The 22,746-nt window shown below is 59.8% G+C and carries 25 protein-coding genes; 14 read left to right on the top strand and 11 right to left on the bottom strand.

All coding sequences use genetic code 11. The features are described from left to right. The first annotated feature begins 78 nt into the window (after positions 1–78). Positions 79–756 (top strand): TetR/AcrR family transcriptional regulator, encoded by a 678-nt coding sequence (locus tag ACZZZ4_RS05065; protein WP_463547363.1) that lies wholly within the window; start codon positions 79–81, stop codon positions 754–756. Positions 757–874: 118 nt separating this feature from the next. Here the strand turns inward: ACZZZ4_RS05065 and ACZZZ4_RS05060 are convergent, their stop codons facing one another. Then, positions 875–1,729, bottom strand: coding sequence for a shikimate dehydrogenase (locus ACZZZ4_RS05060; protein ID WP_463547362.1), 855 nt, complete (start codon positions 1,727–1,729; stop codon positions 875–877). 5 nt (positions 1,730–1,734) lie between these two features. Next, positions 1,735–2,175 (bottom strand): type II 3-dehydroquinate dehydratase, encoded by a 441-nt coding sequence (gene aroQ / locus ACZZZ4_RS05055; RefSeq protein WP_463547361.1) that lies wholly within the window; start codon positions 2,173–2,175, stop codon positions 1,735–1,737. A 326-nt stretch (positions 2,176–2,501) separates the two neighbouring features. Here aroQ and ACZZZ4_RS05050 point away from each other — a divergent pair, with 326 nt between their 5' ends. Further along, complete coding sequence (locus tag ACZZZ4_RS05050) at positions 2,502–2,930, top strand: DUF4160 domain-containing protein (RefSeq protein ID WP_136494060.1); 429 nt, start codon at positions 2,502–2,504, stop codon at positions 2,928–2,930. Then, positions 2,927–3,373: a DUF2442 domain-containing protein gene (locus tag ACZZZ4_RS05045; protein ID WP_463547360.1), complete on the top strand. Its 447-nt coding sequence runs from the start codon at positions 2,927–2,929 to the stop codon at positions 3,371–3,373. Before ACZZZ4_RS05050 ends, ACZZZ4_RS05045 begins: the two co-directional genes overlap by 4 nt. A gap of 54 nt (positions 3,374–3,427) precedes the next feature. Here ACZZZ4_RS05045 and trmA read toward each other — a convergent pair whose 3' ends face one another. Both trmA and ACZZZ4_RS05035 read right to left on the bottom strand, forming a co-directional pair. Next, a complete protein-coding gene (gene trmA / locus ACZZZ4_RS05040) occupies positions 3,428–4,507 on the bottom strand; it encodes a tRNA (uridine(54)-C5)-methyltransferase TrmA (RefSeq protein WP_463547359.1) in 1,080 nt (359 codons plus the stop codon). Continuing rightward, positions 4,504–5,799 carry an NCS2 family permease gene (locus tag ACZZZ4_RS05035; protein ID WP_463547358.1) on the bottom strand — a complete coding sequence of 432 codons (1,296 nt, stop codon included), beginning with the start codon at positions 5,797–5,799 and terminating at the stop codon, positions 4,504–4,506. The genes trmA and ACZZZ4_RS05035 overlap by 4 nt, the downstream gene beginning before the upstream one ends. A 219-nt stretch (positions 5,800–6,018) precedes the next feature. Between ACZZZ4_RS05035 and ACZZZ4_RS05030 the strand changes: the two genes are divergently transcribed. Both ACZZZ4_RS05030 and ACZZZ4_RS05025 read left to right on the top strand, forming a co-directional pair. Further along, positions 6,019–6,462, top strand: coding sequence for a DUF4879 domain-containing protein (locus ACZZZ4_RS05030; RefSeq protein ID WP_463547357.1), 444 nt, complete (start codon positions 6,019–6,021; stop codon positions 6,460–6,462). A gap of 67 nt (positions 6,463–6,529) precedes the next feature. Beyond that, positions 6,530–7,081, top strand: coding sequence for a DJ-1 family glyoxalase III (locus ACZZZ4_RS05025; protein WP_463547356.1), 552 nt, complete (start codon positions 6,530–6,532; stop codon positions 7,079–7,081). 4 nt (positions 7,082–7,085) lie between these two features. Here ACZZZ4_RS05025 and ACZZZ4_RS05020 read toward each other — a convergent pair whose 3' ends face one another. The 3 genes from ACZZZ4_RS05020 to ACZZZ4_RS05010 all read right to left on the bottom strand — a co-directional run bounded on the left by ACZZZ4_RS05020 (position 7,086) and on the right by ACZZZ4_RS05010 (position 9,002). Continuing rightward, positions 7,086–7,373 carry a HigA family addiction module antitoxin gene (locus tag ACZZZ4_RS05020; protein WP_463547355.1) on the bottom strand — a complete coding sequence of 96 codons (288 nt, stop codon included), beginning with the start codon at positions 7,371–7,373 and terminating at the stop codon, positions 7,086–7,088. A 14-nt stretch (positions 7,374–7,387) separates the two neighbouring features. Beyond that, positions 7,388–7,666, bottom strand: coding sequence for a type II toxin-antitoxin system RelE/ParE family toxin (locus ACZZZ4_RS05015; RefSeq protein WP_038861219.1), 279 nt, complete (start codon positions 7,664–7,666; stop codon positions 7,388–7,390). A gap of 100 nt (positions 7,667–7,766) precedes the next feature. Further along, positions 7,767–9,002, bottom strand: a complete 1,236-nt coding sequence (locus ACZZZ4_RS05010; protein ID WP_336354073.1) for an MFS transporter — start codon at positions 9,000–9,002, stop codon at positions 7,767–7,769. Between the two features lie 474 nt (positions 9,003–9,476). Between ACZZZ4_RS05010 and ACZZZ4_RS05005 the strand changes: the two genes are divergently transcribed. From ACZZZ4_RS05005 to ACZZZ4_RS04995, 3 genes are all read left to right on the top strand, one after another. Beyond that, positions 9,477–10,922, top strand: a complete 1,446-nt coding sequence (locus ACZZZ4_RS05005; protein WP_039761747.1) for a cytochrome ubiquinol oxidase subunit I — start codon at positions 9,477–9,479, stop codon at positions 10,920–10,922. A 3-nt stretch (positions 10,923–10,925) separates the two neighbouring features. Beyond that, positions 10,926–11,933, top strand: coding sequence for a cytochrome d ubiquinol oxidase subunit II (cydB, locus tag ACZZZ4_RS05000; protein ID WP_016773089.1), 1,008 nt, complete (start codon positions 10,926–10,928; stop codon positions 11,931–11,933). Between the two features lie 84 nt (positions 11,934–12,017). Further along, positions 12,018–12,185, top strand: coding sequence for a DUF2474 domain-containing protein (locus tag ACZZZ4_RS04995; protein WP_016773090.1), 168 nt, complete (start codon positions 12,018–12,020; stop codon positions 12,183–12,185). Positions 12,186–12,256: 71 nt separating this feature from the next. On the opposite strand, the gene ACZZZ4_RS04990 is transcribed toward ACZZZ4_RS04995, so the two are convergent. Together ACZZZ4_RS04990 and ACZZZ4_RS04985 are read right to left on the bottom strand one after the other, a co-directional pair. Further along, positions 12,257–13,381, bottom strand: coding sequence for a methyltransferase (locus ACZZZ4_RS04990; RefSeq protein ID WP_039761745.1), 1,125 nt, complete (start codon positions 13,379–13,381; stop codon positions 12,257–12,259). Positions 13,382–13,554: 173 nt separating this feature from the next. Next, on the bottom strand, positions 13,555–14,265 hold the full coding sequence (locus ACZZZ4_RS04985; protein WP_415761365.1) for an autoinducer binding domain-containing protein: 711 nt from the start codon (positions 14,263–14,265) through the stop codon (positions 13,555–13,557). Positions 14,266–14,579: 314 nt separating this feature from the next. Between ACZZZ4_RS04985 and ACZZZ4_RS04980 the strand changes: the two genes are divergently transcribed. Then, positions 14,580–15,356 carry a ferredoxin--NADP reductase gene (locus tag ACZZZ4_RS04980; protein ID WP_463547354.1) on the top strand — a complete coding sequence of 259 codons (777 nt, stop codon included), beginning with the start codon at positions 14,580–14,582 and terminating at the stop codon, positions 15,354–15,356. A gap of 45 nt (positions 15,357–15,401) precedes the next feature. Here the strand turns inward: ACZZZ4_RS04980 and mscL are convergent, their stop codons facing one another. Beyond that, entirely contained in the window at positions 15,402–15,815 is a 414-nt protein-coding gene (gene mscL / locus ACZZZ4_RS04975; protein WP_024014404.1) for a large-conductance mechanosensitive channel protein MscL, read from the bottom strand. 285 nt (positions 15,816–16,100) lie between these two features. Here mscL and katB point away from each other — a divergent pair, with 285 nt between their 5' ends. From katB to radA, 3 genes are read left to right on the top strand one after another with little or no spacing between them, the layout of a single operon-like run. Further along, positions 16,101–17,642 carry a catalase KatB gene (gene katB / locus ACZZZ4_RS04970; protein ID WP_039761741.1) on the top strand — a complete coding sequence of 514 codons (1,542 nt, stop codon included), beginning with the start codon at positions 16,101–16,103 and terminating at the stop codon, positions 17,640–17,642. 60 nt (positions 17,643–17,702) lie between these two features. Beyond that, positions 17,703–18,248, top strand: coding sequence for an ankyrin repeat domain-containing protein (locus tag ACZZZ4_RS04965; RefSeq protein WP_463547353.1), 546 nt, complete (start codon positions 17,703–17,705; stop codon positions 18,246–18,248). 47 nt (positions 18,249–18,295) lie between these two features. Next, on the top strand, positions 18,296–19,663 hold the full coding sequence (radA, locus tag ACZZZ4_RS04960) for a DNA repair protein RadA (RefSeq protein WP_463547352.1): 1,368 nt from the start codon (positions 18,296–18,298) through the stop codon (positions 19,661–19,663). A gap of 183 nt (positions 19,664–19,846) precedes the next feature. On the opposite strand, the gene ACZZZ4_RS04955 is transcribed toward radA, so the two are convergent. Continuing rightward, the gene (locus ACZZZ4_RS04955) at positions 19,847–20,215 is read right to left on the bottom strand and encodes a PilZ domain-containing protein (RefSeq protein WP_039761738.1); all 369 of its coding nucleotides are present in this window, start codon (positions 20,213–20,215) and stop codon (positions 19,847–19,849) included. Positions 20,216–20,374: 159 nt separating this feature from the next. On the opposite strand from ACZZZ4_RS04955, the gene ACZZZ4_RS04950 reads away from it, so the two are divergent. Both ACZZZ4_RS04950 and ACZZZ4_RS04945 read left to right on the top strand, forming a co-directional pair. Then, positions 20,375–22,441, top strand: a complete 2,067-nt coding sequence (locus tag ACZZZ4_RS04950) for a carbon starvation CstA family protein (RefSeq protein WP_016773099.1) — start codon at positions 20,375–20,377, stop codon at positions 22,439–22,441. A gap of 15 nt (positions 22,442–22,456) precedes the next feature. Continuing rightward, positions 22,457–22,654, top strand: a complete 198-nt coding sequence (locus ACZZZ4_RS04945; RefSeq protein WP_003228401.1) for a YbdD/YjiX family protein — start codon at positions 22,457–22,459, stop codon at positions 22,652–22,654. Positions 22,655–22,746: the final 92 nt, after the last annotated feature.

The following is a 22,746-nucleotide window of genomic DNA, read 5'->3' as shown; positions in this document are numbered from 1 at the left end:
CACGGGCTGCGCGGCTTCCTTCACTGTCCCGCGCGGCCCATAATCGCCAGCTTGTGCAGTGATGGCCGTGAGCCCGCGATGACCATGAATTCAGAACTTTCCGCCGCTGCTGTCGAGTCCGACGCAGTGCCGCGCAAGAGTCGCAAGAACAACCCGGAAAAGACCCGCGAAAACATCCTGCAGGAGGCGATCGTCGAGTTCGTCCAGCAGGGCCTGTCCGGCGCCCGCGTCGACGCGATCGCCGAGCGCATCCACACCTCCAAGCGCATGATCTATTACTACTTCGGCAGCAAGGAGCAGTTGTACGTCGAGGTGCTGGAGAAACTCTACGGCGATATCCGCAGCACGGAAAACCGCCTGCACCTGGACGAACTGTCGCCCGAACTGGCGATCCGTCGACTGGTGGAATTCACCTTCGATCACCACGACCGCAACGTCGATTTCGTACGCATCGTCAGCATCGAAAACATCCACAACGCCGAATACGTAAAGCGTTCCGATGCGATCAAGGCGCTGAACAACACGATCCTCGATACCTTGGGCGGGATTCTGCAACGGGGGGCGGACGAGGGTGTGTTCCGGCGTGGCATCGATGCGCTGGACGTGCACCTGCTGATCAGTTCGTTCTGCTTCTATCGCGTGTCGAACCGCCACACGCTGGGGGAAATCTTCCAGATCGACCTGCCGGATGAAACCATCAAACAGCGTCATCGCGAGATGATCTGCGAGTCGGTGTTGCGCTACCTGAAGGCCTGACTCGATGTCCCCTGTGGGAGCGAGCCTGCTCGCGAAAGCGGTGTGTCAGTCGCCATGTTCGTTGACTGACCCAACGCCTTCGCGAGCAGGCTCGCTCCCACAATAGTTACCCTATTGTTCAGGCATTCATGCTCTGAAAATGCGCAAGCATGCGCTGCGCATCCGGCACCACGCCGCTGAACAGTTCAAACGCCTTTACCGCCTGAAACACCGCCATGTTGCCGCCATCCAGCGTGCGGCAACCCAAGGCACGGGCATCGCGCAGCAGTTCGGTTTCCAGCGGGAAATACACAATCTCCGCGACCCACATTTCCCTGCGCAGCAACCCGGCCGGCACCGGTGAACCCGGCAGCTTGGCCATGCCCATCGGCGTGGTGTTGACCAGACCCTCGGCCTGCGCCAGTGCCCCGGGCAAATCCCCTCCGGCCTGCGCGCGACTGGCGCCAAAATGTTGATTCAGATTGTTTGCCAGGCTCTCGGCACGCTCGCGGTCGACATCAAAAATCGTCAATTGCGGTACGCCTTCGCTGAGCAGCGCGTGGGCCACCGCCGCGCCAGCGCCACCGGCGCCCATCTGGACGACACGTTCACGGGCAGCGTCTGTCAGACCCCGACGAAAACCCTCGGCGAAACCGAGACAATCGGTGTTGTGGCCGACGCGCTTGCCGTCCTTCAGCACCACGGTGTTCACTGCGCCGATGCCCCGGGCTTCCGGCGACAATTCGTCGAGCAGCGGGATGACGGCCTGTTTGCACGGGAAGGTGATGTTCAGCCCGGTGTAATTCATCCGCTCCGCCGCTTGCAGCAAGTCGGGCAGAGCCGTGCTGTCGAGGCGCAATTGATCGAGGTCGATGAGCTGGTACAGATAACGCAGGCCCTGCGCATCACCTTCGTGCTCATGCAGTGCCGGCGTGCGTGAAGCTTGAATCCCGGCGCCGATCAGCCCGGCGAGTATCACCTTGGAACGCGACATGGTTCTTACCTCTGCAACCGCTGGCTGAAATGCTCCAGCGCCAGGCGATAGCCATGGCTGCCGAACCCGCACATCACCGCCGTGGCAATGCCGGAAACAAATGAATGATGACGGAACGGCTCACGGGCGTGGACGTTGGACAGGTGCACCTCGATCACCGGCAGTTCACTGGCCACCAAAGCATCGCGAATCGCCACCGACGTATGCGTCCACGCCGCCGGATTGATCACGATCCCGGCACAACGATCGCGCGCGGCGTGAATCCAGTCGAGCAGCTCGCCTTCATGATTGGTCTGGCGAAATTCCACGTTCAGGCCGAACTCGTCAGCCGCGCGACCACACAGCGCGGAAATATCCGCCAGGGTTTCATGACCATAAGTCGCTGGCTCGCGGGTGCCGAGCAGGTTCAGGTTCGGGCCGTTAAGCACCAGAACGATAGGGGACATGGGGTAACTCCACTTATTGTTTTTGGCATCGGCCGAGAGGGTTCAGCCTGTGGAGGTAAAATGTACTAGATGGTTACATCGGTCAATTGGACAACTTTAAGCGCAGTAATTTTCGTTCGGTGATCGCACAGGAGGGATCATGCCAAGCGTAATTTCAAAACGTAACGACAGCTTTTCTTACGTTTTTCTCGACTCATTTCTCGAGCCCCAACCCCACGCCCACTAGTCTTCAGTGACCTCCGGCACATCGCTTTGTGTTAACCGGTCGTCGGACTCGAAAGGAAATTCGAGATCTGGAAATCAATTAACCTAACGGATGGGTTAGCATGAAGATATGCAGCTACAAAGGAATGTCGATTCGCATCATGTTGAGAGACGAACACTGCCCACCGCACGCCCATGTAGATGCGGGTGCCTGGAATGCCCGCTTCCGGTTCAGCTTCTGGCACAACGAAGTTGATCTGTGGGATGTCGTGCCGTTGTCCCGACGACCACCGCTCACTGTGCTTAACGGCTTGTGTCTGTCACTTGGACAACCGGCGCACTTGCGTAGAGCACGAGGGATCTGGTGGTCGGCCGTGAAGACCGCTTGTCTCGATAATCAGATATGGGACTGCCAGGCAAACGAAGTGCCCGTAATGAAACCAGTCACCGACGAGACCTACAGGATCGGATCGGCGCGCTATGACCCGGATGAAGACAAGGTGCTGCTGTCCTTGATCGGCAAGTTGGAAGGAGTTGAGATCGAATTATGAAAGTCATCAAGGCAAAACCGTCGGTGCATCGCCCCCTGACGGAAGAAATGCTCGATGCCGCCATCACACTTGGCGAAGCACGACAGGCCAACAGTTTGCAGGCCGTGTCAGTGAGCTTCGAAGAATCCTCTCTGGTCATTCGTTTCGAGGACGGCAGCGGTGTGCTGCTTCCGGTGAAGCTGTATCCAGAATTTGAGGGGTTTGAAGCGGCCGATTATGCAAGCCTGACGATCGGCTTCGCCGGCACTGCCCTGTGCCATGAGGGCAAGGACCTGGCTATTTCCATTGCCGGAATGATTTCAGCGAGCCCGCCGCTTATGCGGATGGCCGCGTCGGTCGTCGCCTCGCGCAACGGGCGTCAAAGCAGCGCTGCGAAATCTGCGGCAGCGCGAGCCAATGGCAAAAAAGGCGGGCGTCCACGCAAAACTGATATCGCGCCATAGCACCCACAAAAAAGCCGTCAATCACGACGGCTTTTCCGTATCAGCTAAAGGCAATCAACGCCGGGTCAGCAGCACACCGGATTCCATGTGATGAGTCCACGGGAACTGGTCGAACAATGCGCACTTGGTAATGCGGTGGGTGTCATGCAACTGGGCGATGTTGGCCGCCAGGGTGTCCGGGTTGCAGGAGATGTAGAGGATGTTGTCGAAGCGCCGGGTCAGTTCGCAGGTGTCCGGGTCCATGCCGGCGCGCGGCGGATCGACGAAGACGCAGCCGAATTCGTAGCTCTTCAGATCGATGCCGTGCAGGCGACGGAACGGGCGCACTTCGTTGAGCGCTTCGGTCAGCTCCTCGGCGGACAAGCGCACCAGCGTGACGTTATCCACCGCGTTTTCGCTGAGATTGCTCAAGGCAGCGTTGACCGACGTCTTGCTGATTTCGGTGGCGAGCACTTTGCGCACGCGAGTCGCCAGCGGCAGGGTGAAGTTGCCGTTGCCGCAGTACAACTCGAGCAGATCGTCGCTGCGATCGCCCAAGGCTTCGTATGCCCAGTTGAGCATCTTCTGGTTCACCGTGCCGTTGGGCTGGGTGAACGCGCCTTCGGGCTGGCGATAGCTGAAGGTGCGGCCGCCGACTTCGAGTTTTTCGACGACATAGTCCTGACCGAGCACTTCGCGCTTGCCCTTGGAGCGGCCGATGATGCTCACGCCGAGATCGGCCGACAACTGAGTGGCTGCCGCGTGCCAGTGCTCGTCCAGCGGCCGGTGATAGCACAGGGTGATCATCGCGTCGCCGGCCAGCGTGGTCAGGAATTCGACCTGGAACAGCTTGTGGCTCAGCGCCGAACTGGCCTGCCACGCAGCCTTCAACTGCGGCATCAACTGGTTGATGCGCAGGCTGGCAATCGGGAATTGCTCGATGAGGATCGGCGTGCGCTTGTCGTCCTGAGAGAACATCGCGTAATGCCGTTCGCCGCCCTCGCGCCACAGGCGGAATTCGGCGCGCAGGCGGAAGTTCTGCAACGGCGAATCAAACACCGTCGGCGCGGGTGCATCGAACGGCGCCAGCAGATCACGCAAGCGCGTGACCTTGGCTTCGAGTTGTTCGGCGTAGGCTTGGGAATCGAAACTCATGCGTTGAACCAACCCAACTTGATCACAAACAGAATCGACAGAATCACCAGTGCCGGGTTCAGCTCACGGGCACGGCCGGACAGCAGCTTGATGGCGGTCCAGGCGATGAAGCCGAAGGCGATGCCGTTGGCGATCGAATAGGTGAACGGCATGGCCAGTGCGGTGACCACAACCGGCGCAGCCACGGTGATGTCGTCCCAGTCTATTTCCGCCAGGCCGGATGTCATCAGCACGGCGACGAACAGCAGCGCTGGCGCAGTGGCGAACGCCGGAACGCTGGCCGCCAGGGGCGAGAAGAACAGCGCCAGCAGGAACAGGATTGCCACGACGATGGCGGTCAGGCCCGTGCGACCACCGGCACTGACGCCGGCAGCGGATTCGATGTAGCTGGTGGTGGTCGACGTGCCCAGCAGCGAGCCGGCCATGGCCGCCGTACTGTCGGCGATCAGCGCGCGACCCATTTTCGGCATTTGGCCGTCCTTGCCCATCAGGCCGGCGCGCTTGGCGACGCCGATGAGGGTCCCGGAGTTGTCGAACAGGTCGACGAACAGGAAAGCGAAGATCACGCTGACCAGACCGATGTCCAGTGCACCTTTGATGTCCAGTTGCAGGAAAGTCGGCGCCAGCGACGGCGGCATCGACAGGATGCCGCCGAACTTGGTGACATTCAGCGCAATCGAGGCGATGGTCACAGCGAGAATGCCGATCAGCACCGCGCCGCGCACTTTCAGCGCTTCGAGGGCGACGATCACCGCGAAGCCGATTGTCGCAAGGATCGGTGCCGGTTTGGTCAGATCACCGAGGCCGACCATGGTCGCCGAATTGCCAACCACGATTTCCGCGTTGTGCAAGGCAATCAATGCCAGGAACAGGCCGATACCGGCGGCGATTGCCGAGCGCAGTGGCAGCGGGATGGCGTTGATGATCCATTCACGGATGCGGAAGATCGACAGCAGGAAAAACAGCACGGCGGAAATGAACACCGCACCCAGCGCCACTTGCCAGGTGTGGCCCATGTGCAGAACCACGGTGTAGGTAAAGAAGGCGTTCAGGCCCATGCCCGGAGCGAGGGCGATCGGGTAGTTGGCGATCAGGCCCATCACGGTCGAGCCGATGGCAGCCGCCAGACAGGTGGCGACGAAGATCGCGCCCTTGTCCATGCCGGTCTCGCCGAGGATGCTCGGGTTGACGAACAGAATGTAAGCCATGGCCAGGAAAGTCGTGACGCCCGCAAGAATTTCGGTGCGCACGTTGGTGTTGTGTGCCTTGAGTTGAAACAGCCTTTCCAGCATGTCTGCTCCCCGTGGCGCGCGTGGCGCCGTGAATGTATCGACCTCAACAGCAAAGCACAGACCGTCGCAAGCGCCTGGAAAATTGTCGTGGGCCGGAAAAAGCCGCGCATCATACCAGCCGCGTGAGGAATTTGGCGGATGTTGGTGTCGATCGTCGGCGAAGTTTTGCGCAGCCGACAACTGCGCCATACTGCGCGCTGATTTTTGGAGTGGGCAGGCATGCGCAACGGTTGGATCAGGATTTTCGGATGGATTGCAGCGCTGCTGACAGCTCCGGCGTTCGCGGCCTCGGCGCCTCCGCTCACCGAAGTGAAGGTGATCAAGGTTCAATCACCGTCCTGCGGCCTGGAAGATATTGCCGATAACCAACCGCAAACCCAGTGCGATCACAGCGGGCCGAATATCAAGGTCTACGTGCTGGAAGTCGGCTATGGCCAGAACCAGCCACACGTGACGCTGGATGGCTTCGAGGTCAACGGCACACGAGGCCCGGTGTGTGCCTTCGATAGTGGCAACCTCACCGAATGTACCCCAGGCAGCAAAACCGTCGGTTCTCTGTATACCTTCGATCTGGCCGGCAAACAGCAAGGCACCTTCAGCTTCCGCAACACCTCGATCAACGCTCCGCGCAACACGCTCTCGGCTCAGCTTTACATCAAGTAACGGCTGTCTGCGAACAGGCTGGGACAAAGCTGACTACGCTTTACAGACTACCCAGCGGAAAGCACCCATGACTTCCAGAGCCCTGATTGCCCTCGCCGAGGGCATCGATGATTTGCAAAGCGTGACCCTGATCGACGTACTACGCCGCGCCGGCATCGAAGTGGTCGCCGCCAGCATCGAAGGTCGGCGCATGCTGACCTGTGCGCGCGGCACCCGGCTGACAGCCGACGGCATGCTCGTCGATGTACTGGCACAGACTTTTGACCTCATTGTCCTGCCGGGCGGTGTCGTCGGTTCGCAGCATCTGGCGGCGCATCAGCCCTTGCAGCAGTTGCTCAAGGACCAGGCCAGCGCCGGCCGCCTGTTCGCCGCCATCGGCGAAGCCCCAGCTACCGCCCTCCAGGCATCAGGCGTGCTGCGCCAGCGACGCATGACCTGCCTGCCCGGCGCCAGCCATCAGTTGTCCGGCTGTACGTTTGTTGATCAACCGGTGGTGGTCGACGGCAGTTGCATCACCGCCCAAGGCTCGGGCGCGGCACTGGAGTTTGCCTTGACCCTGGTTGAGCAGCTTGGCGGCAAGGCGTTGCGGGCGAGGGTGGCGGGGGAGTTGATGGCCTGACGGGTCAGCCGTGGGCTGCGAGGGGTTCTATCATTGGTTGCTCACGGTGCTCCGCTTGCCAAAGATCGTAGTCGGTTTGGACGCCTAGCCAAACGCGCGCCTTGCCGATCCCTGCACGCTCAAGTCGTACTGCCAGATCCGGGCTGATTGGCGCGTGTCCGTGCAGTACGCGCGAAAGATGCGGGCGTGCAAAGCCAAGGTGCCGGGCCAATTCGCTCACGCTGATACCAAGCTCGGGCAAGACATCCAGCAGCAGGGTTTGACCGGGGTGTGGCGGGTTGTGCATGGGCATGAGCCTGCCTCCTGTCAGTGGTAGTCCAGATAATCGACCAATTCGATATCCGAACCGACAAAACGAAAGATCACTCGCCAGTTGCCTGAAACGCTGAGCGACCAGTATTCACTCAGCTCGCCTTTCAACGGATGCAGACGCCAGCCCGGCAAGTCCAGATCGCCGGGAAGTGTTGCTCGATCCATGAACTGCAACATGCGCGACAGCCGTTTTGCATGGTCGGCACGAATTCCACGAGTCGTACCTGTTTCATAGAAGCCACGAAGGCCTTTGTGCTGAAAGGATTTGATCATGGCGGCGAGTGTAAGGCGATACATTACACTCAGTGCGGTAACTATGTACCGCACGTTGTCGCTTGATATGTGCTGAGCAGGTGAGTTTTTTCCAAAAACGTCAGGCCTTCTCTTCCACCGGCGCATGCATCCGGTCCCGATTTGCCAACGTCGGAAACAGTTTGATCCACGTCCCCGTCACCACCAGGGTGCCGATCCCGCCCATCACCACGGCCGGCACGGTGCCGAACCAGTGGGCGGTGAGGCCGGATTCGAATTCGCCCAACTGGTTCGAAGCGCCGATGAACAGCCCGTTGACCGCGCTGACCCGGCCGCGCATTTCGTCAGGAGTTTCCAGCTGTACGAACGAGGCACGGATGACCATGCTGATCATGTCCGCTGCGCCGAGCACCACCAGCACCGCCAGGGAGAACCAGAACGAGGTCGACAAACCAAACGCGATAGTGGCGACGCCGAAGATGCCGACGGCGGTGAACATCACCCGGCCGACATTGCGTTCCACGGCAAATCGCGCCAGAAACAGTGACATCAGCAACGCACCCACCGCCGGCGCCGAGCGCAACAGGCCAAGGCCCCACGGGCCGGTCAGCAGAATGTCCTTGGCGAACACCGGCAGCAACGCCGTGGCGCCGCCGAGCAACACGGCGAACAGGTCCAGCGAGATCGCGCCGAGGATGTCCGGGCGGCTGCGGATGAAGCGAATCCCCGCCAGCAGCGAGTCCAGCGTGGCTTTACCTTTATTCAATGGCGTCTGGCGTGCCGGCAGGTTGAGCATCAGCGAACAGGCGATCACGTACAGCAGCACGGTCGGGCCGTAGACCCAGACGCTGCCGAATGCATAGAGCAAACCGCCGAGGGCCGGGGCGACGATGGTGGCCGACTGCTGCGCCGATTGCGCGGCGGCAACTGCGCGGGGGAAAAGCGCACTGGGGACGATGCTCGGCAGCAGCGCCTGAGTCGTCGGCATCTCGAACGAACGGGCGGCGCCGAGCAGAAAGGCGAGGATGAAAATCATCTCGCGGGTGACGTGGTCTGTCGCACTGCCGATAGCCAGCGCCAAGGCAATCAACGCCTGCAACGACTGGCAAAGCGCGGCGACCTTGCGCCGATCGTAGCGATCAGCGACATGCCCGGTATGCAGCATGAACAGCACCCGTGGGGCGAATTCGACCAGACCGACCAGGCCCAGATCCAGCACGTTGCCGGTCAGTTGATACAGGTTCCAGCCGATCGCCACGGTGAGCATCTGGAACCCGCTGGCGGTGAAAATACGCGCCAGCCAGAAAGCCATGAACGGACGATGGTGACGTAACAGCAGGGGCTCTTGTGTGGGCATCTGAAGGCAGGTCTTGGACGAGTGAACGGCGAGATTATCACCAGTCTGTAACAGGAAGTTGCTGCGAGAAACAATTCAGTTAGCCAGACATCGATCTCTCATGCTGACAATCAGCCCTGTGGTGAGGGGATTTATCCCCGTTGGGTAGCGCAGCGGCCCCAAAATCTCGAAACGACGACGACGACTGCTGCGCAGCCGGACGGGGATAAATCCCCTCGCCACAGGAGTGAGACAACTTGCCACGCGGCAAACGACCACGCAGTTCATTGGCAAAAATGGGACTACTCTTTCAACGTTGCTTGATCCAGATCAAGACCGCATGCGGAACCGATCTGACGGCCAGTTGGCCAGACTCCCTGCGTTGCGATGGTTGTAAAAAAGAACGAATCCGAATTCGCCGCACTCCATATCCGTGGGGGCAGTGGTTGCAGGCCTCCGGGTCCGCTACCCGTACTACCTGACAGAGGAAGCCATATGTTCGGTTTAGAGGCTCTCGATCTCGCCCGAATTCAGTTCGCGTTCACCATCTCGTTCCACATTCTGTTCCCGGCCATCACCATCGGCCTGGCGAGTTACCTGGCGGTGCTCGAAGGCCTGTGGCTGAAAACCCGCAACGATACCTACCGTGACCTCTACCATTTCTGGTCGAAGATTTTTGCCGTCAACTTCGGCATGGGTGTGGTCTCCGGACTGGTCATGGCCTATCAGTTCGGCACAAACTGGAGTCGTTTCTCCGACTTCGCCGGCGCCGTCACCGGGCCGTTGCTGACTTATGAAGTGCTCACGGCGTTCTTCCTCGAGGCCGGTTTCCTCGGCGTCATGCTGTTCGGGTGGAACAAGGTCGGGCGCGGCCTGCACTTTTTCTCGACGGTGATGGTGGCGATCGGCACGCTGATTTCGACCTTCTGGATTCTCGCCTCCAACAGCTGGATGCAGACCCCGCAAGGTTTTGAAATCGTTAACGGCCAGGTGATTCCGACCGACTGGCTGGCCATTGTCTTCAACCCGTCATTCCCCTACCGCCTGATGCACATGGCGACTGCCGCATTCGTCGCGACGGCGTTCTTCGTCGGCTCTTCAGCGGCCTGGCACCTGCTGCGCGGCAGGGACAACCCGGCGATCCGGACCATGCTGTCGATGGCGATGTGGATGGCGTTGATCGTCGCGCCGATCCAGGCTGTGATCGGCGACTTCCACGGCCTCAATACGCTCAAGCATCAGCCGGCTAAAATCGCGGCGATCGAAGGCCACTGGGAAAACCATGGCGACGAAGCCACGCCGCTGATCCTGTTCGGCTGGCCGGACATGAAAGAAGAACGCACTAAGTTTGCCGTGGAGATTCCCTATCTCGGCAGCCTGATTCTCACGCACTCGCTGGACAAACAAGTGCCGGCGCTGAAGGAGTTTCCACCCGAAGACCGGCCGAATTCGACCATTGTGTTCTGGTCGTTCCGGATCATGGTCGGCCTCGGTTTTCTGATGATCTTCACCGGTCTGTGGAGCCTGTGGCTGCGCAAGCGTGACTCGCTGTACACCTCACGTCCGTTCCTGCATCTGGCCTTGTGGATGGGGCCGTCCGGGCTGATCGCGATTCTCGCCGGCTGGTTCACCACGGAAATCGGCCGTCAGCCGTGGGTGGTCTACGGCCTGATGCGCACTGCGGATGCTTCGTCCAACCACAGCTTCATGCAGATGAGCATCACCCTGATCATGTTCGTCGTGGTCTATTTCGCGCTGTTCGGCGCAGGTCTTGGCTACATGATGCGTCTGGTGCGCAAAGGGCCGAAGATCAGCGAAGGCAGCGACACGCCGGACGGTGGTCCAGGCAAGAAACGCACTCCGGCGCGTCCATTGTCCGCAGCCGACGATCCGGCCGAGGGCGAGCACGAAGATAACACTCGCTTGACCAAGGAGATTTGACTCATGGGTATTGATCTTCCGCTGATCTGGGCCGTGATCATCATCTTCGGCATCATGATGTACGTGGTCATGGACGGCTTCGACCTGGGCATCGGCATTCTCTTCCCGTTCGTGCCAGGCAAGACCGATCGCGACGTGATGATGAACACGGTCGCCCCTGTGTGGGACGGCAACGAGACCTGGCTGGTGCTGGGCGGCGCGGCGTTGTTCGGCGCATTCCCGCTGGCCTATTCGGTAGTGCTGTCGGCGCTGTACCTGCCGCTGATCTTCATGTTGATGGGCCTGATCTTCCGTGGCGTGGCTTTCGAGTTCCGCTTCAAGGCCAAGGATGAAAAACGGCATCTGTGGGACAAGGCATTCATCGGTGGTTCGATCGCGGCGACGTTCTTTCAGGGCGTGGCGCTCGGTGCGTTCATCGATGGTCTGCCGGTGGTCAATCGCCAGTTCGCCGGTGGTTCACTGGATTGGCTGACCCCGTTCACGCTGTTCTGCGGTGCGGCGCTGGTGGTGGCCTATGCCTTGCTCGGCTGTACTTGGCTGATCATGAAAACCGAAGGCAAGTTGCAGGAGCAGATGCATGACCTGGCGCGGCCGCTTGCGTTTGTTCTGTTGGCAGTGATCGGTATCGTTAGCCTGTGGACGCCACTGTCGCATCCGGAAATCGCCTCGCGCTGGTTCAGCATGCCGAACCTGTTCTGGTTCATGCCGGTGCCGATTCTGGTGCTGGTCACCTTGTACGGCCTGATCCGCGCGGTGGCACGCAATGCCAACTACACGCCGTTCCTGCTGACCCTGGTGCTGATCTTCCTCGGCTACAGCGGCCTGGGCATCAGCCTGTGGCCGAACATCGTGCCGCCGTCGATCTCGATCTGGGACGCCGCTGCGCCGCCGCAAAGTCAGGGCTTCATGCTGGTGGGCACGCTGTTCATCATCCCGTTCATCCTGGGTTACACCTTCTGGAGCTATTACGTGTTCCGCGGCAAGGTCACCCACGAAGACGGCTATCACTAATCCAGTGCGGGGCTTGCCCTGTGGGAGCGAGCCTGCTCGCGAAGGCGTCCGCAGTGGCGCCTTCGTCTAACGGAGATCGATGCAATGACCGGCAAACATTCTCTGCACGACATTGAAGAAGCCGAAAAAAAGCCGCTGTGGCAGCGGCTCGGCTGGTTGGCCCTGATCTGGGTTGGCAGTGTCGGCGTGCTGTTCATCGCCGCCAGCCTGATGCGCATGTTCATGAATGCCGCAGGTTTGACCACCCACTGAAACATCCCGTCCCGGCGCCTTCGGGTATGGACTCGCAACCCTCCCCACGGAGGGTTTTTTATGCGCGAAATTTATTTGCGCGCCTTGAGGATGACGAATTTCGGCGTCGCCGCGACTTGCTCGACGCCGCGAAACAGGCGCGCCAGTTTGCTGTGATAGCCCAGATGCCGGTTGCCGACGATGTACAGCGCACCACCGACCACCAGCGCCTCGCGCGCCTGCTGGAACATGCGCCAGGCGAGGAAATCGCCGACCACCTGCTGCTGATGGAACGGTGGGTTGCACAGCACCACGTCCAGCGACTGTGGCGCCTGCCCGGCCAGACCATCGCCAGCGCGCACGATGACTTCGCGATCGCCCAATGCCGCGCGCCAGTTCTCGGCAGCCGATTGCACCGCCATGAACGATTCGTCGACCAGCGTGTAATACGCATCCGGGTTCTGCAGGGCGCTGGCAATCGCCAGCACACCGTTGCCGCAACCGAGATCGGCGACCCGCGCGTTGCCAAGGTTCTTTGGCAGATGCGGGAGAAATGCGCGGGTGCCGATGTCCAGGCCTTCGCGGCAGAACACGTTGGCGTGGTTAAGCAGTTCGATCGCTGGTTCGTCGAGGCGATAGCGAGTCGGGTAGGGCGATGTGGCGAGCACTTTGGTTTCAGGCGTGGCGATCAGCAGTCGCGCCTTTTTTACCGCCAGCGATGCCTGCACCGGACCGACGTAGCGCTCCAGCAGATCGCCTGCGGCACGGGGCAGATGCTTGACCATGGCCGCCGCGATCACTTGCGCGCCGGGAGCGAGTTGCCCTTGCAGGCGGATCAACTGCTCTTCCAATAGCGCCAGGGTTTTGGGGACTCGGATCAGCACCCGATCAAACGGCCCGACCAAAGGCTCACTGGCCGGTATCGGGCGGATCGCGTCGAATGCCTGGCCATTGCGCAGCAGGTTCTTTTCCAGCCCGATAAAACCCAGGAACGAATCGCCGCTGCTGCTCACCTCGACCTTGCCCAGCAGACTGATCGCCAACGCCCCAAAGCTGTCATTGAGCACCAGCACGCGAGTGCTGCTTGCCGGTTGTTCGCTGGCGAGATAATTGAGCAGGTATTCGTCCGCCGCATCGAAGGCTTGCAGCGGTTCATTCTGCTGTTCGGGCTGGCGGATCAGGTCGAGTTGAGCGAAAGGCGTTTCGAGCAAAGGCATGGGGCGGGGACTCAGGATATTCGGCGGGTGTCCCGTTGCTGGCTGTCGTGCGACGGGATCCTACCGAGTGGACAGCGATGCAAGCAGGTTGCGTCATCACTCGGAGAGGCCGCAATGGTACGTTTTTTGCGTGTAAATACATGCGGGATTGAGGCGCGTTACCCCTGGGTTATTCAGATGATTCCGGCACGGGCGGCCGCGATCACCGCAGAAATCTTGTTGCAGACGTTGAATTTCTCGATGACGTTTTGCACATGGTAGTTAACGGTGCGCTCGCTCAGGCTCAGGATCCGCGAGATATCGTGAGCTGTCTTGCCCACGGCGGACAATTTCATGATCTCCAGCTCCCGGGACGATAGCCTGGGCCTGCTGGGCTTGGCCTGAACAGGAACGGTGCGGGCATACAATTCGCTGAGGTGCCGGTTGGCGTAGAACAGATAACCATAATGCTCATACAGCTCGAGCGGGCTGATCGGGCAATGAGTACGCGCCAGGCTGATGATGCTGCACAAACCGCTGGCTTCGTCATGAAACGCTTGCGACCAGCCATGTTGCAGCCCGTTCTGTTTCAGCGCCTGCCACAGTTCGGGCGCGTCTGAAAACACGGTCTCCTCCCAAACGATCGGCAGTATTGAGTGATTGCAATGCGCTATTACCGGATCAATATTGCGGTAGTTCTGTTTTTTGTACTGGACGTTCCATTCTTTCGGATAGTTATTGATTTGCAAGGCGTTAAGATGCACTTCGCGATTCGGTGACGTGACTGCGATTGCGCAGAAATTAAAGCCCAGGTTTTCGGCGAATCTCAGCAATATTGCGTAAGCCGATTCTATGCCCTTGGCAAACGTCAGTTGTTTCAATTGTGATTCTTTCCACGTTTCCATGAACTATCGCCTCCATAGCCTGATATCGGGGCGCCGAATGGATCCAAAAGATCCGGCACGAATCGAAGTGTAGGGTCTTTCCTGCGAATCGCCTTACATTATTTCGAGATTGAAACTTTGATGTTTTTTATAAAGCGTTCTTAGCAATACAGGCTGTTATATTTTAATTGGCATCTTAAAGTTATTGCTCTAGATCCAGGATTGACGAAAAGTCGAATGCGCGGTGCCGATCCTGTTAATACCATTACCAATGACAGGTGTTTGGCAGCGCGATTTTGCGGGACACTGGGGGTAATCGTTTCAAGGAGTGCCTCATGACTGCCAGCGCCGAGAAGTACACCAGCCAGACCTTGCTCGATGTGCAACCGTTGACCCCGAACCTGTTCACGCTGCGCACCAGCCGCGATCCCGGCTTTCGCTTTCGTGCCGGCCAGTTCGCCCGGCTGGGCGTGACCAAGGCCGATGGCAGCACGGTCTGGCGCGCCTATTCGATGGTGTCGTCGCCGTTCGACGAGTTTCTCGAGTTCTTTTCCATCGTTGTGCCGGGCGGTGAATTCACCAGTGAGTTGAGCCGACTCCAGGTCGGCGACACTTTGATGGTGGAGCGCCAGGCGTTCGGTTATCTGACGCTGGATCGCTTTGTCGACGGCCGGGACCTTTGGCTACTGTCCACCGGCACCGGGGTGGCGCCGTTCCTGTCGATCCTGCAGGACTTCGAAGTCTGGGAGAAATTCGAGCGGATCATTCTGGTTTACAGCGTGCGGGAGGCGCGGGAACTGGCCTATCAGGAATTGATCGCCGGGTTGGCGCAACGTGACTATCTGAGCGAACACGTCCACAAGCTGCAATTCATTCCAACGGTGACCCGCGAAGCGCACCCCGGCGCGTTGCAGGGCCGGATCACCACGTTGATCGAAAATGGCGAACTGGAGCGAGCGGCGGGCGTTGAGCTCTCGCCAGAGCATTCGCGGGTGATGCTGTGCGGCAATCCGCAAATGATCGACGACACCCGCGCCTTGCTCAAGCAGCGCGATATGCGCCTGAGCCTGACGCGCAAGCCGGGGCAGGTCGCGGTAGAGAATTACTGGTAACGAAAACGGCACCCGCGGGTGCCGTTTCAATGTGAAGCAAATGCCTCAGGGCCGCTCGTTCTGCGCCTTGAGCAGGTCGCGGATTTCGCCCAGCAGCTGCTCTTCCTTGCTCGGGATCGGCGGCGCAGTGGGTGCTACGGCTTCTTCGCGCTTGAGGCGGTTGATGGCTTTGACGCCCATGAAGATCGCGAAAGCGACAATCACGAAATCCAGCACCGTCTGCAGGAATTTGCCGTAAGCCAGCACCACGGCGGGCGCATCGCCCTGGGCGGCTTTGAGCGTGACGGCCAGATCACTGAAGTCGACCCCACCGATCAACAGGCCGATCGGCGGCATGATCACGTCGCCGACAAACGACGAAACAATCTTGCCGAACGCTGCGCCAATGATGATACCGACGGCCATGTCGACCACATTGCCTTTGACCGCGAAGGCCTTGAACTCGCTAAGCACGCCCATAGTTATTTCCTTGTTACAGATGAGTTTGGTGTAGGCAGTGTAAATCAGCGAAACGCCTCCTGCGCGAAACACCTTCTTACAATGCCCGTTTTTATCGACACATCAATTGACGATTAGTTTGCAAAATGCCAGCAATCGCGCGCGAAATACGCGCTAAAGCGCTGATTGCACAGCCAATTTCTTCAATCATGGTGTTACGTTCTTTCTATTTATGTTCCGCTGCACAGGCCTCTAGCCTTGGCGTGGCGCACCTGGATGCGCCCAATAAAACCAGAGGAACCTGATATGACATCCATTCCTGGACTGGGGGCTTTTCCCCATCGCCGCACCTTCGGTGTGCTGACCGCCAGCCTGCTGACCTTCTCGGTCAATGCCGCTCCGCTGACCCGCGATAACGGCGCTGCGGTCGGTGACAATCAGAACTCGCAAACCGCTGGCGCCAGCGGCCCGGTACTGCTGCAGGATGTGCAACTGATCCAGAAGCTGCAGCGCTTCGATCGCGAACGCATCCCCGAGCGCGTGGTGCATGCACGCGGCACCGGCGCTCACGGCACGTTCACCGTGACCGATGACCTCAGTGACCTGAGCAAGGCCAAGGTATTCGCCGCCGGCCAGAGCACCCCAGTGTTCGTACGCTTTTCGGCGGTGGTGCACGGCAACCACTCCCCGGAAACCCTGCGCGATCCGCGCGGTTTCGCCACCAAGTTCTACACCGCTGACGGCAATTGGGATCTGGTCGGCAACAACTTCCCGACCTTTTTCATCCGCGATGCGATCAAGTTCCCGGACATGGTGCACGCCTTCAAGCCCGATCCGCGCACCAACCTGGACGACGATTCTCGCCGGTTCGATTTCTTCTCCCATGTACCGGAAGCGACCCGCACACTGACCGAGTTGTATTCCAACTACGGTACCCCGGCCAGTTATCGCGAAATGGATGGTAATGGCGTTCATGCCTACAAGCTGATCAATGCAAAAAATGAAGTTCACTATGTGAAGTTTCACTGGAAGAGCTTGCAGGGGATTAATAATCTGCGGCCGAAACAGGTTGGCAAAGTTCAGGGACAGGATTACAGCCATATGACCAATGACTTGGTCAGCAATATCAATAAAGGCAACTTTCCGAAGTGGGACTTGTACGTGCAAGTTCTGAAGCCACAGGATTTGTCCAAGTTTGATTTCGATCCATTGGATGCAACCAAGATCTGGCCGGGTATTCCGGAGCGCAAAGTTGGACAGATGGTCTTGAACCGTAACCCGGCCAATGTCTTCCAGGAAACCGAACAAGTGGCCATGGCACCCGCCAACGTAGTTCCGGGTATCGAGCCTTCGGAAGATCGTTTGTTGCAGGGCCGAGTGTTCTCTTATGCCGATACGCAGATGTATCGCCTCGGTGCCAACGCATTGCAATTGCCGATCAACGCACCGAAAACCGCAGTGAACAATGGCAATCAGGATGGTGCGATGAATTTCGGCGCCAGCCAGTCCGGCATCAACTACCAGCCAAGCCGTCTGCAACCGCGTGAAGAGACGCCATCGGCGCGTTACAGCCAATCGGCGCTGGCGGGCACCACCCAGCAGGCGAAGATTCAGCGTGAGCAGAACTTCAAACAGGCCGGTGATCTGTATCGCTCGTACAGCAAGCAGGAACGTCGCGACCTGATCGACAGCTTCGGCGGCTCGCTGGCCACCACTGATGACGAGAGCAAGCACATCATTCTGTCGTTCCTGTACAAGGCCGACCCTGAGTACGGCAGCGGTGTGACCGAGGTGGCCAAGGGCGACCTCAGCCGTGTGAAAGCGCTGGCGGCCAAACTGACCGACTGATAGCCATGCGGCGCACGCGAGGGCCAGTAAGGCCTCGCGTGCGCTCAAGGAGAGTGCTCGATGCGTATTTTTCTTTTAGGCCTGGCCGCGTGCCTGTCGACCCTCACCTGGGCGGCACCGGTCGAGCAAAGTCCCGAAGCGATCAAGGCGCAGTTGCAGGATTACTACTTCGACGCCGCCCGCCGTGGCGATGTGCCGATGCTCGAGACGTTTATCGAGTCCGGCTATTCCCTCGATACCCGCGACAGCAAGGGATACACCGCGCTGATTCTGGCGGCTTATCACGGTCAGGCGCCGGCGGTGGAACGCCTGCTCGCCGCTGGCGCCGATGCCTGTGCTCAAGACCAACGCGGCAACACCGCCCTGATGGGCGCGATATTCAAAGGCGAGTTGCAGATCGCCCGGCGCCTGATGGCCACCGATTGCAGCCCCGACCAACGTAACGGCGCCGGGCAGACCGCGGCGATGTACGCCGGGCTGTTCAAACGTCTGGAATTGCTTGACGCGTTGAAAGCCAAGGGCGCCGACCTGAATGCCGAGGATCCGCTGGGCAACAGTGCCGTGCGTCTGGCCAGCGGCGAAATCCGGACTGCCGCGCCGCGCTGATCGGCGATGGCTGCGTTATCATCGCGTCTTTTCTTTCGGGGGTTCTGATGGCCAAGGCCAAGCGCATGTACGGCTGCACCGAGTGCGGCGCAACCTTTCCCAAGTGGGCCGGGCAGTGCGGCGAGTGCGGTGCCTGGAACACCCTGACCGAAACCATGATCGAAAGCGGCGGCGCTACGGCACCCACCGGGCGCACCGGCTGGGCCGGGCAGCAGGCACAGATCAAGACGCTCGCCGAAGTCAGCATCGAAGAAATCCCGCGTTTTTCTACCGCCTCCGGTGAACTCGATCGCGTGCTCGGCGGCGGCCTGGTTGACGGTTCTGTGGTGCTGATTGGCGGTGATCCGGGGATCGGCAAGTCGACAATCCTGCTACAGACCCTGTGCAACCTGGCCAAGAGCATGCCGGCGCTGTACGTCACCGGTGAGGAATCCCAGCAGCAGGTGGCCATGCGTGCACGCCGTCTCGGCCTGCCCCAGGATCAGCTGCGGGTGATGACCGAGACCTGCATCGAAGCCATCATCGCCACCGCTCGCCAGGAAAAGCCCAAGGTGATGGTGATCGACTCGATCCAGACCATTTTCACCGAACAACTGCAATCGGCGCCGGGCGGCGTATCTCAGGTGCGCGAGAGCGCGGCGTTGCTGGTGCGTTACGCCAAACAGAGCGGCACGGCGATCTTCCTCGTCGGCCACGTCACTAAAGAAGGTGCGCTGGCCGGTCCGCGTGTTCTGGAACACATGGTCGACACGGTGCTGTATTTCGAAGGTGAATCCGATGGTCGTCTGCGTTTGCTGCGCGCGGTGAAGAACCGTTTCGGCGCGGTCAACGAGTTGGGCGTATTCGGCATGACCGATAAGGGCCTGAAAGAAGTCTCCAACCCATCGGCGATTTTTCTCACTCGCGCTCAGGAAGAAGTCCCGGGCAGTGTGGTCATGGCGACGTGGGAAGGCACCCGGCCGATGCTGGTGGAAGTGCAGGCGCTGGTCGATGACAGCCATCTGGCCAACCCGCGTCGGGTCACGCTGGGGCTGGATCAGAACCGTCTGGCAATGCTGCTCGCGGTGCTGCACCGTCATGGCGGCATTCCGACTCACGACCAGGACGTGTTCCTCAACGTGGTCGGTGGCGTGAAGGTGCTGGAAACCGCCTCGGATCTGGCGTTGATGGCGGCGGTGATGTCGAGTTTGCGCAATCGGCCGCTGCCCCATGATTTGCTGGTGTTCGGCGAAGTCGGCCTGTCCGGCGAAGTGCGCCCGGTGCCGAGCGGGCAGGAGCGGCTGAAAGAAGCGGCCAAGCATGGCTTCAAACGCGCGATTGTGCCCAAGGGCAACGCACCGAAGGAAGCGCCGGCGGGGTTGCAGATCATTGCCGTGACCCGTCTCGAACAAGCCCTCGACGCACTGTTTGAGTGAACGCCGAACCTCTGTGGTGAGGGGGTTATCCCCGTTGGGCTGCGCAGCAGACCCGCTTTTCAGGGCCGCTGCGCGCCCCAACGGGGATAAATCCCCTCGCCACATAAATCCCCTCGCCACATAAGTCCCCTCACCACATAGATCCCCCTCACCACAGGGCATTCCAAATTGGGATTGGGGGGCCTAGATTTCGATCAGTGCACCCAGTTCGCGCTCCAGCTCGGCCTCATCCGCCAGATTCAGTTCGATCAAGCGGCGCAGGCGCTGGATCGATTCCAGGCTGATGTGCCGGCAGATAAACCCCAAGTGGCCGTTTTCCTCGTGGGCCAGATGCACGTCCATTTCGATATCGACGTCTTCGCTCAGATGAATGTCGACGAAGAAGTCCTGGTCTTTATCCCCGAGCCACGGCTCCGGTCGCTCGATCAGCAGGCCCTTGAGCGACAGGTCGATCAGTTTGACCGGCCAGATGTACTCGCCCTGTTTCAGCTCGGTTCGGGCATCGAACGCAATACGTTTGAAACGACGTCGATTGGCAGGGTGCTCGCTCATGGCGCAATCCTCATGAAGGTTCGCTGACTATAGACCGCGAATGCGGGCGCCAGCCAATCACTAAGGCGTCTAGACCTATGTCGGGGTATGGCCTTTGGCGCCGTAAGCGCTAAACTCGGGGTGGCTGTCTTTCTTGTCCACCCTGGCTGGAATAATAAAATGAAAAATAATAATAGCCTGCTGCGCCACTTACCCTGGCTCGTGCTGGCAATCGTAGGAGCGTGCGCCCTCGGCGTAGTGGCATTGCGCCGCGGCGAGGCGATCAACGCCTTGTGGATTGTGGTCGCTGCCGTGGCCATTTATCTGGTTGCGTACCGTTACTACAGTCTGTTCATCGCCAACAACGTGATGCAACTGGATCCGCGTCGGGCCACCCCCGCCGTGCTCAACAACGATGGTCTGGACTATGTGCCGACCAACAAACACATTCTTTTCGGTCACCACTTCGCGGCCATCGCTGGCGCGGGGCCGCTGGTCGGTCCGGTGCTGGCGGCGCAGATGGGGTATCTGCCCGGTACACTCTGGCTGATTGCCGGTGTGGTGCTGGCGGGCGCGGTGCAGGACTTCATGGTCCTGTTCATGTCGACCCGACGCAACGGCCGTTCCCTGGGCGATATGGTGCGTGAAGAAATGGGCCGGATTCCCGGCACTATCGCACTGTTCGGCTGCTTCCTGATCATGATCATCATCCTCGCGGTGCTGGCGCTGATCGTGGTCAAGGCCCTCGCCGAGAGCCCGTGGGGCATCTTCACCGTGATGGCGACCATCCCGATCGCGATGTTCATGGGCATCTACATGCGCTACATCCGCCCGGGTCGCATCGGCGAAATCTCCGTGGTCGGTGTGTTGCTGCTGCTCGGTTCGATCTGGCTGGGCGGGCAGATCGCTGCCGATCCGGTATGGGCCAAAGCCTTCACCTTCACTGGTGTGCAGATTACCTGGATGCTGGTCGGTTACGGCTTTGTCGCCGCTTCGCTGCCGGTGTGGCTGATCCTGGCGCCGCGTGACTACCTGTCGACCTTCCTCAAGATCGGCACCATCGTCGCCCTGGCGATCGGCATCCTGATCACCATGCCCGAGCTGAAAATGCCGGCGCTGACCCAGTTTGTCGACGGTACTGGCCCGGTGTGGAAGGGCGGTCTGTTCCCGTTCCTGTTCATCACCATCGCCTGCGGCGCGGTATCGGGTTTCCACGCACTGATCTCGTCGGGCACCACGCCGAAGCTTTTGGATAACGAAACCAACGCCCGCTACATCGGTTACGGCGGCATGCTGATGGAATCGTTCGTGGCGATCATGGCCATGGTTGCCGCTTCGGTGATCGAGCCAGGCGTGTACTTCGCCATGAACAGCCCGGCCGCAGTCGTCGGCAGTGACGTCGCTTCGGTGGCGCAGGTTGTCACGAGCTGGGGCTTTGCGATTACGCCGGAAGCGCTGCAAGCGGTTGCCCATGACATCGGCGAAACCACCATCCTGGCTCGCGCCGGTGGTGCGCCGACGCTGGCGGTCGGTATTGCGCAGATCCTGCACAGTGTCCTGCCGGGTGAAAACACCATGGCGTTCTGGTACCACTTCGCGATCCTGTTCGAAGCGCTGTTCATCCTCACCGCTGTCGACGCCGGTACCCGTGCCGGGCGCTTCATGCTGCAGGATCTGCTCGGCTCCTTCGTACCGGCGCTGAAACGTACTGAGTCGTGGGGTGCCAACCTGATCGCCACCGCCGGTTGTGTGGCGATGTGGGGCTGGTTGCTGTATCAGGGCGTGATCGATCCACTGGGCGGCATCAACACCCTGTGGCCGTTGTTCGGTATCTCCAACCAGATGCTCGCCGGTATCGCGCTGATGCTCGGCACCGTGGTTCTGATCAAGATGAAGCGTCAGCGCTATATCTGGGTCACGCTGTTGCCGGCCACCTGGCTGTTGATCTGCACCACCACGGCTGGCTTCATCAAGCTGTTCGATGCCAACCCGGCGATCGGCTTCCTGTCCCTGGCCAAGAAGTACAGCGATGCGCTGGCCAACGGTCAGGTGCTGGCACCGGCAAAAAGCGTTGAGCAGATGCAGCACGTGATCTTCAACGCCTACACCAACGCCACACTCACCGCGCTGTTCCTGTTCGTGGTGTTCAGCATCCTGTTCTATGCGCTCAAGGTCGGCATCGCCGCCTGGGGCAAAAAAGAGCGTACGGATAAAGAATCGCCATTCCAGGCCCTGCCGGATGCGTAACCAGAGGATTGCACCATGTTCAATGACCTGAGTCGCCTCGGTAAATACCTCGGTCAGGCCGCGCGCCTGATGGTCGGCATGCCCGACTACGACACCTACGTCGAGCATATGCAAACCAAACACCCGGACAAACCGGTGATGAGCTACGAGATGTTCTTTCGCGAACGTCAGGAGGCCCGTTACGGTGGCAAGGGTGGGCCGAAGTGCTGTTGAGCTGACAGCATCAGGTTGAGGTAATCCCCTGTGGGAGCGAGCCTGCTCGCGAATACGGAGTGTCAGTTGATGAATGATTTGACTGGCACACC

Source organism: Pseudomonas sp. AC252 (assembly GCF_979258105.1).
This window is presented reverse-complemented; position numbering and strand designations above follow the sequence as displayed.

Excerpts from the sequence above, each read along its gene's own strand:
- ACZZZ4_RS05065 (WP_463547363.1), top strand. The coding sequence starts at position 79 with ATGACCATGAATTCAGAACTTTCCGCCGCTGCTGTCGAGTCCGACGCA.
- ACZZZ4_RS05060 (WP_463547362.1), bottom strand. The coding sequence starts at position 1,729 with ATGTCGCGTTCCAAGGTGATACTCGCCGGGCTGATCGGCGCCGGGATT.
- aroQ (WP_463547361.1), bottom strand. The coding sequence starts at position 2,175 with ATGTCCCCTATCGTTCTGGTGCTTAACGGCCCGAACCTGAACCTGCTC.
- ACZZZ4_RS05050 (WP_136494060.1), top strand. The coding sequence starts at position 2,502 with ATGAAGATATGCAGCTACAAAGGAATGTCGATTCGCATCATGTTGAGA.
- ACZZZ4_RS05045 (WP_463547360.1), top strand. The coding sequence starts at position 2,927 with ATGAAAGTCATCAAGGCAAAACCGTCGGTGCATCGCCCCCTGACGGAA.
- trmA (WP_463547359.1), bottom strand. The coding sequence starts at position 4,507 with ATGAGTTTCGATTCCCAAGCCTACGCCGAACAACTCGAAGCCAAGGTC.
- ACZZZ4_RS05035 (WP_463547358.1), bottom strand. The coding sequence starts at position 5,799 with ATGCTGGAAAGGCTGTTTCAACTCAAGGCACACAACACCAACGTGCGC.
- ACZZZ4_RS05030 (WP_463547357.1), top strand. The coding sequence starts at position 6,019 with ATGCGCAACGGTTGGATCAGGATTTTCGGATGGATTGCAGCGCTGCTG.
- ACZZZ4_RS05025 (WP_463547356.1), top strand. The coding sequence starts at position 6,530 with ATGACTTCCAGAGCCCTGATTGCCCTCGCCGAGGGCATCGATGATTTG.
- ACZZZ4_RS05020 (WP_463547355.1), bottom strand. The coding sequence starts at position 7,373 with ATGCCCATGCACAACCCGCCACACCCCGGTCAAACCCTGCTGCTGGAT.
- ACZZZ4_RS05015 (WP_038861219.1), bottom strand. The coding sequence starts at position 7,666 with ATGATCAAATCCTTTCAGCACAAAGGCCTTCGTGGCTTCTATGAAACA.
- ACZZZ4_RS05010 (WP_336354073.1), bottom strand. The coding sequence starts at position 9,002 with ATGCCCACACAAGAGCCCCTGCTGTTACGTCACCATCGTCCGTTCATG.
- ACZZZ4_RS05005 (WP_039761747.1), top strand. The coding sequence starts at position 9,477 with ATGTTCGGTTTAGAGGCTCTCGATCTCGCCCGAATTCAGTTCGCGTTC.
- cydB (WP_016773089.1), top strand. The coding sequence starts at position 10,926 with ATGGGTATTGATCTTCCGCTGATCTGGGCCGTGATCATCATCTTCGGC.
- ACZZZ4_RS04995 (WP_016773090.1), top strand. The coding sequence starts at position 12,018 with ATGACCGGCAAACATTCTCTGCACGACATTGAAGAAGCCGAAAAAAAG.
- ACZZZ4_RS04990 (WP_039761745.1), bottom strand. The coding sequence starts at position 13,381 with ATGCCTTTGCTCGAAACGCCTTTCGCTCAACTCGACCTGATCCGCCAG.
- ACZZZ4_RS04985 (WP_415761365.1), bottom strand. The coding sequence starts at position 14,265 with ATGGAAACGTGGAAAGAATCACAATTGAAACAACTGACGTTTGCCAAG.
- ACZZZ4_RS04980 (WP_463547354.1), top strand. The coding sequence starts at position 14,580 with ATGACTGCCAGCGCCGAGAAGTACACCAGCCAGACCTTGCTCGATGTG.
- mscL (WP_024014404.1), bottom strand. The coding sequence starts at position 15,815 with ATGGGCGTGCTTAGCGAGTTCAAGGCCTTCGCGGTCAAAGGCAATGTG.
- katB (WP_039761741.1), top strand. The coding sequence starts at position 16,101 with ATGACATCCATTCCTGGACTGGGGGCTTTTCCCCATCGCCGCACCTTC.
- ACZZZ4_RS04965 (WP_463547353.1), top strand. The coding sequence starts at position 17,703 with ATGCGTATTTTTCTTTTAGGCCTGGCCGCGTGCCTGTCGACCCTCACC.
- radA (WP_463547352.1), top strand. The coding sequence starts at position 18,296 with ATGGCCAAGGCCAAGCGCATGTACGGCTGCACCGAGTGCGGCGCAACC.
- ACZZZ4_RS04955 (WP_039761738.1), bottom strand. The coding sequence starts at position 20,215 with ATGAGCGAGCACCCTGCCAATCGACGTCGTTTCAAACGTATTGCGTTC.
- ACZZZ4_RS04950 (WP_016773099.1), top strand. The coding sequence starts at position 20,375 with ATGAAAAATAATAATAGCCTGCTGCGCCACTTACCCTGGCTCGTGCTG.
- ACZZZ4_RS04945 (WP_003228401.1), top strand. The coding sequence starts at position 22,457 with ATGTTCAATGACCTGAGTCGCCTCGGTAAATACCTCGGTCAGGCCGCG.